Annotated in this window: 3 protein-coding genes and 3 pseudogenes; 3 read left to right on the top strand and 3 right to left on the bottom strand. The window is 40.2% G+C overall.

Going from position 1 to position 5,458, the window contains the following annotated elements; all coding sequences use genetic code 11:
- The 3 genes and pseudogenes from BM213_RS15345 to BM213_RS13970 form a co-directional block, all read right to left on the bottom strand.
- Nucleotides 1-592, bottom strand: a pseudogene (locus BM213_RS15345) (IS3 family transposase); the annotation flags it as partial.
- Nucleotides 593-690: 98 nt separating this feature from the next.
- Nucleotides 691-1,122: pseudogene (locus BM213_RS15110) on the bottom strand (IS630 family transposase).
- A 111-nt stretch (nucleotides 1,123-1,233) separates the two neighbouring features.
- Nucleotides 1,234-1,752 carry a winged helix-turn-helix domain-containing protein gene (locus BM213_RS13970; RefSeq protein WP_091705141.1) on the bottom strand — a complete coding sequence of 173 codons (519 nt, stop codon included), beginning with the start codon at nucleotides 1,750-1,752 and terminating at the stop codon, nucleotides 1,234-1,236.
- Nucleotides 1,753-2,313: 561 nt separating this feature from the next.
- Between BM213_RS13970 and BM213_RS13965 the strand changes: the two genes are divergently transcribed.
- From BM213_RS13965 to BM213_RS13955, 3 genes and pseudogenes are all read left to right on the top strand, one after another.
- On the top strand, nucleotides 2,314-3,873 hold the full coding sequence (locus BM213_RS13965) for a restriction endonuclease FokI C-terminal domain-containing protein (protein WP_167357425.1): 1,560 nt from the start codon (nucleotides 2,314-2,316) through the stop codon (nucleotides 3,871-3,873).
- 114 nt (nucleotides 3,874-3,987) lie between these two features.
- Nucleotides 3,988-5,115, top strand: coding sequence for a DNA cytosine methyltransferase (locus BM213_RS13960; RefSeq protein ID WP_091705135.1), 1,128 nt, complete (start codon nucleotides 3,988-3,990; stop codon nucleotides 5,113-5,115).
- Between the two features lie 113 nt (nucleotides 5,116-5,228).
- Nucleotides 5,229-5,458 (top strand): annotated as a pseudogene (locus BM213_RS13955) (IS701 family transposase); the annotation flags it as partial.

Here is a 5,458-nt window from a genome sequence, read left to right as displayed (position 1 = left end):
GTTGCCTTATATTTTTTCTTTGTTTTTGAACGAATATCACCATCTTTCATGATTCTGGCGACCGTTTTTTGAGATACCTTAACCCCTTGTTTCTGAAGGATTTTTGTGATTTTTGGACTGCCATACGTTTCTCTTGACTCGATATGAATCTTTTTGATTTGCTTTTTCAATGCTTCCTGTCTTTTCTTTTGTTGACTTTCTGGTCGTTTGACCCATGCATAGTATCCACTTCTTGAAACGCCTAAGACTTCACACATCTTCGCCACACGAAACTCCTTTCTATGCGTATGAATGAATGCATAAATTACTTCTGATTTTTGGCGAAGATGCCCATGGCCTTTTTTAAGATCGCGTTTTCCTCCTCCAGATCCCGAATACGTTTTTGAAGTTCACGCTTTTCACGATCTTCCGGCTTGAGGTTTCCACTCCCGACAAAGCTATGCTCAGCATCTTTTTTATAATCTGCTACCCATTTATGAAGAGTTTTTGGCGAAATATCGAGTTGTCTTGCGGTTTGAGCGACCGCCTTTCCTTCCTCAATCACTAATTTTACTGCATGTATTTTGAATTCTTTATCAAAACGTCTTGTCACTATAGACACTCCCTATGATTGATGGATTTACTGTACATTTTCTCTATTCGTTGTGTCTATAATCTATATACATCCAAATTGGCATTTTAACCTCTGATTCACACAGCACACCCCATGCGGCGCAACACCTCATCCGGGTGTTGTAGAACATACTGTTCAAAACGAGTAATGGATTGGGTAATGTCATTTTGATCCTTGTGAAAAACGTTGGCAATCACCTCATCTTTCAACCACTTCCATAACCGTTCAATCGGGTTCAACTGTGGAGAATACGGCGGCAAGAAGATGAAATGAAAAGCATCGCCTTCCTCGCCATCAAGAAAGGCTTGCACCATCTTGGCATGATGAATGCGTGCGTTGTCCAACACAAGCACGAGGAATCAGTCCGTATATTTCTCTTTCAATCGGCGCAAAAAGTCAAGGAACGTTTCGGCATTGGCGGATGATGCACGATGGAAAACCACATCGCCTTGTTGAACATCGACGGCGCCAAAAATGGAAACGTGGGCATGGTGACCGTAGCTTGGCACTTGTTTTTGATTTCCTACTTCTGCTCACGTCGTGCGCAACGCTTGATAAGCACGAACATGTGCCTCATCCACATAAAACATGGTAACATTCTCGGTAATTAGTTTTTTTTTTTATAAATTCAAGTTCTTTTGAAAGGCAGCTTGACGCTTGGCGTCTCCTTTGACTAGCTTGTAAGTCGGACGTGTCCATGACAAACGAAGACGATGCAACAACTTGCGAATCCCTTCCCGTGACATCGAAACGCCATAAGTTTGTTGAATGTAAGATTGTAAAATGCGCGTATTCCATGATGAAGCGATGCCCCAGCCAGCATCCAAAGGTGTGGTGGTTAACACGAGTTGTCTGATTTCTTGTTGTTGTTCTTCCGTAAGAAATGGCACGCGGCCAGGTGGTAAGCGACGATCGAGTAGATGATCGAGCCCACCTTGATTAAAACGTGCAACGTAGAGGGCAACCGATTGACGGCACAGATTGACCATTTTTGCGACATCTTTACCGAGGTGACCTTCCATGACAAGACGAACAGCGGTCACCCGAACACGAAGGGAAGCATCTTTGATTTTCCGTTCTTGTTTCCGAAGGGTTCGAGGCGTCCAGCCGTGGTCATTTGTAATTTTAAGACGTTTCATGTCCTTTCCGCTCCTTTTACACATGAGTATTTAGGAGCAGTATAGCCATGAAAAAATGTGTTCATACAGAAGTCATGGTTTTAAGGTGCATGTATATAGTAAGGATAGAAAGGAACGCTAAAAAGGCGTTTGTTACATAAATATGTTGCAACAATGCTGAAAGAAGTAATAAACAGTTCATAATATGTTCATACGATTTTAGTAACTATTTAGAGCAATTGCATAAAGAAATAAGGAACAATTATGCCAGACTATAAGATATTGTTAAAAACATTATCACAAATAATAGAAATAAATAATTTTTTAGCAAGGATAGTTTTGGGTGGTTTAACTATACTGGAAGAATCGTAAGTTTTATGATTCTATATTTTCTCAGTGTTGAAAGCGAGAGAATAATCCAATTAAATGCCTTGAAAAAATGTATTTTTTCCATTTAATTGTTTGTTATAATTTTGACTATAGTATATTGGTTAGTATCGAAATTCCATTATCCTATAGACCGATTGAGTTGAATTTGTGGGAAATACTGAGTGTTAAGACTTCATTATGGGGGATTTAGCTATGATAAACAATTGGCAAATTCCACGCAATAAGCGTAAGCTGTATCCAGTAGTTGATATACTTTCGCTTTTTACTTTACAAACTTTAGGGGAAAATTGGAGCAACAACTTAAACAGACAACTGGACTTTGAATCGGAGTTAGAACGCTTCGGGCTAAAAAGACCAGGACAAAGGCGTGACAGACGGGCAGGTGGAGCACGAACCTATGAATCTTGGCTATATAATTTAGGGCTTATCTTTAAGGAAACAGATAGTGGAGTTATCCGAACAACATTAGCAGGAGAGGCGCTATTAGCTGGACAGCCTCCTGTGCCTATTATTACAAATCAACTAATGAAGTTGCAATATCCCTCCCCGTACTCCATTAGAAGCAGAGTCAATATTCATTACCGTTTTCAGATTAGACCGTTTAGATTTTTGCTGCGACTACTTGCAGATAATCGAATTCAGACGTTGTCCAAAGAGGAAATTGGTCGCTTTGTAATTACAGAAGGGGAGAACGAATCAAGGAGCTGTTTTGAACATGTAGTGCAAAGGATAATTAGCTACCGTTCATACGGGGATGCAGTTTTACCTCCCGACTTTGAAGAGCGGTATCAAAGTAGTACAACAGGTTTGCGTACAAGGGAACAGACATTGTCTTATTTGGAGGACATAGCAAATACATTCATAAACTATTTAGAGTACACACAACTTATTGAAAGAAACTCAAATGGCAGTATTTATATACCGCAAGAAAGAATTAGTGATGTTGAAGCCATTTTAAACGATGGTACAAGTCTAAGAAGGCTTGATACGAACCATCCTTATGGCATTGAAAACTTTCAAAGAAATTTTGGGTTAGCTCCTGGGCAAAATCGAGACAACCGAAGTTTTGGTGGACAAACAGTTACTGATACTCTATATAGAGAGAGGCGAATTCGAAGCAATTTATTGCACATTGCTGGAACGAGACCAATCACCAGCTTTACAGCCTCCTTGGTTCGGGAAATTGCCGATTTAACTGGCTACACTGTTCGAGAAGTAGAAGATGCATTGGATGGTTTCCGACCAGATACGTTCAGCCAATTCGAGGCGAGTTATCTAAATATGGCGATAAGCGGTACTGAACTTGCAACGGAATTTGAGACTGCCACTCAAGCTATCTTCGAGCAACTGGGCTTTCGAGCAGAACATGTAGGAAATCATGCCTTGCATCCTGACGTATTTGTAGAGTCGCCATTAAATTACTCTGGAATAATAGATACAAAAGCGTACGTAAGATATGTCATCAATAATGACCATAGAAATCGGATGGTCAACAATTATATACCAACCTACCAAAACCAGCATGGCAATCTTGAATTCTTCATGTATGTTGCCCATGGATTCGGTAGCAACATTGACTCTCAAGTTCAAAGTATTGCTGACAGAACTAATGTGAATGGCAGTGTTATTACTGCCCGTAATGTTATCAGACTGCTTCAACGCAACTACGCTAATCCAATTGACCATAATACACTAAAGACTCTGTTTACGAAAAACTCACGTATAACGATGGCGGATATAGACTCCTTATAAACTCCTGCTTAGGGAGTTTTTTTTTAAGGCAAGACTTGTTTATTCTCAACCAAACATTTATAGTGTATAATTTAATCTATCGAACAAAAGTACGAACATTTGGAGTTGACATGAATGATATTCAAAAAAGGAGAGCTGTTTTGCGGTCCTGGCGGTTTAACGCTTGGTGCAAAAATGGCACAAGTTGAGAAGGATGGAGTAATCTACAAAGTTGAACATGAATGGGCAAATGACTATGATGAAGATACCTGCGAAACTTACCGCTACAATATATGCCCTGACAAGCCAGAAACAGTTATATGCGAAGATGTACGCAAATTAGATATTACCAAACTCCCGAAGATAGATGTCTTGGCGTTCGGTTTTCCTTGCAACGATTTTTCCATTGTAGGGGAGACGAAGGGATTAGATGGAGAATATGGACCATTATATACCTACGGAATAAAAGTTCTAAAATATCATAAGCCTCAATGGTTCATAGCGGAAAATGTAGGCGGTTTAGAGTCTGCAAACGAGGGACAGGCATTTATCAAAATACTCCAAGAGATGGAGGATGCTGGATATAATATTACTCCCCATCTTTACAAATTTGAGGAATATGGAGTGCCACAAGCACGTCATCGGATAATTATTGTAGGCATCCGCAAAGATTTTGGCTGGTCATTTAAAGTTCCGAAAGCTCCCTATAAAAACCCCGCAAATTGGAAAACATCTCGCCAAGCGTTAGAAGAACCGCCTATTCCAGAAGATGCCTTTAACCATGAATTTACAAGGCATCAAAGTAAAGTAGTAGAAATGCTGAAACATATTCCGCCTGGAGAAAATGCTTGGTATGAAGGAATACCTGAACACCTAAGATTGAATGTGAAGGGTGCTAAACTGTCGAATATCTATAAGCGGTTAGACCCTAATGCACCTGCTTATACAGTCACGGGTAGTGGAGGTGGTGGTACACATATGTACCATTATGATGAACCGAGGGCTTTAACTAATCGTGAAAGGGCAAGGTTGCAGACGTTTCCAGATTGGTATAAATTTATAGGCGGTAAGGAGAGCGTAAGAAGACAAATTGGAATGGCAGTTCCACCAGAAGGAGCAAAGGTAATTATTGAAGCTGTTTTAAAATCCTTTGCTGGAATCCCATATGAAACCGAATCTTCTAAGTGGGAAGACGAGCTTAGCGAGATGTTATCAGTAGGGAAAACACAAAAAAGCAGAAAAGGTTTAACAACAAAACTGTAGATGAGCAAATTTACTAACATAAATTTACAACCAAACAAAAAAGAAGACATGAACCCGATTCCTTGGTTAGAATAGATGTGCCAACAAACCATTCACAAGGAGGTTCATGTCTCATGAATAGATTAGCACATCACCAAGGAATCCACAAGTTTTTGACGATGTTGGGGTTGGCCCTTTATTTCTCGAAACCTGTCATGAAGCATCTCGTTCATATCGTGGATGCGATGATTACAAAGGGCTTTTCGGGAACGCTGACCGATCTACATCATGGGAGTTTTCATCCGAACCATCGCACGACACTGAGCCATTTTTTCACGAAAAGCCCATGGGAGGAAGAGACGCT

Origin of the sequence: Anoxybacillus pushchinoensis (genome assembly GCF_900111795.1) — a bacterium.
Classification (GTDB): Bacteria; Bacillota; Bacilli; order Bacillales; family Anoxybacillaceae; genus Anoxybacillus; species Anoxybacillus pushchinoensis.
Note: the sequence above shows the minus strand (reverse complement) of the source record. Positions and strands in the feature narration are given on the sequence as shown.

Bases quoted from the DNA above. Each gene is read 5' to 3' on its own strand.
- BM213_RS13970 (WP_091705141.1), bottom strand. From the start codon at position 1,752: ATGAAACGTCTTAAAATTACAAATGACCACGGCTGGACGCCTCGAACC.
- BM213_RS13965 (WP_167357425.1), top strand. From the start codon at position 2,314: ATGATAAACAATTGGCAAATTCCACGCAATAAGCGTAAGCTGTATCCA.
- BM213_RS13960 (WP_091705135.1), top strand. From the start codon at position 3,988: ATGATATTCAAAAAAGGAGAGCTGTTTTGCGGTCCTGGCGGTTTAACG.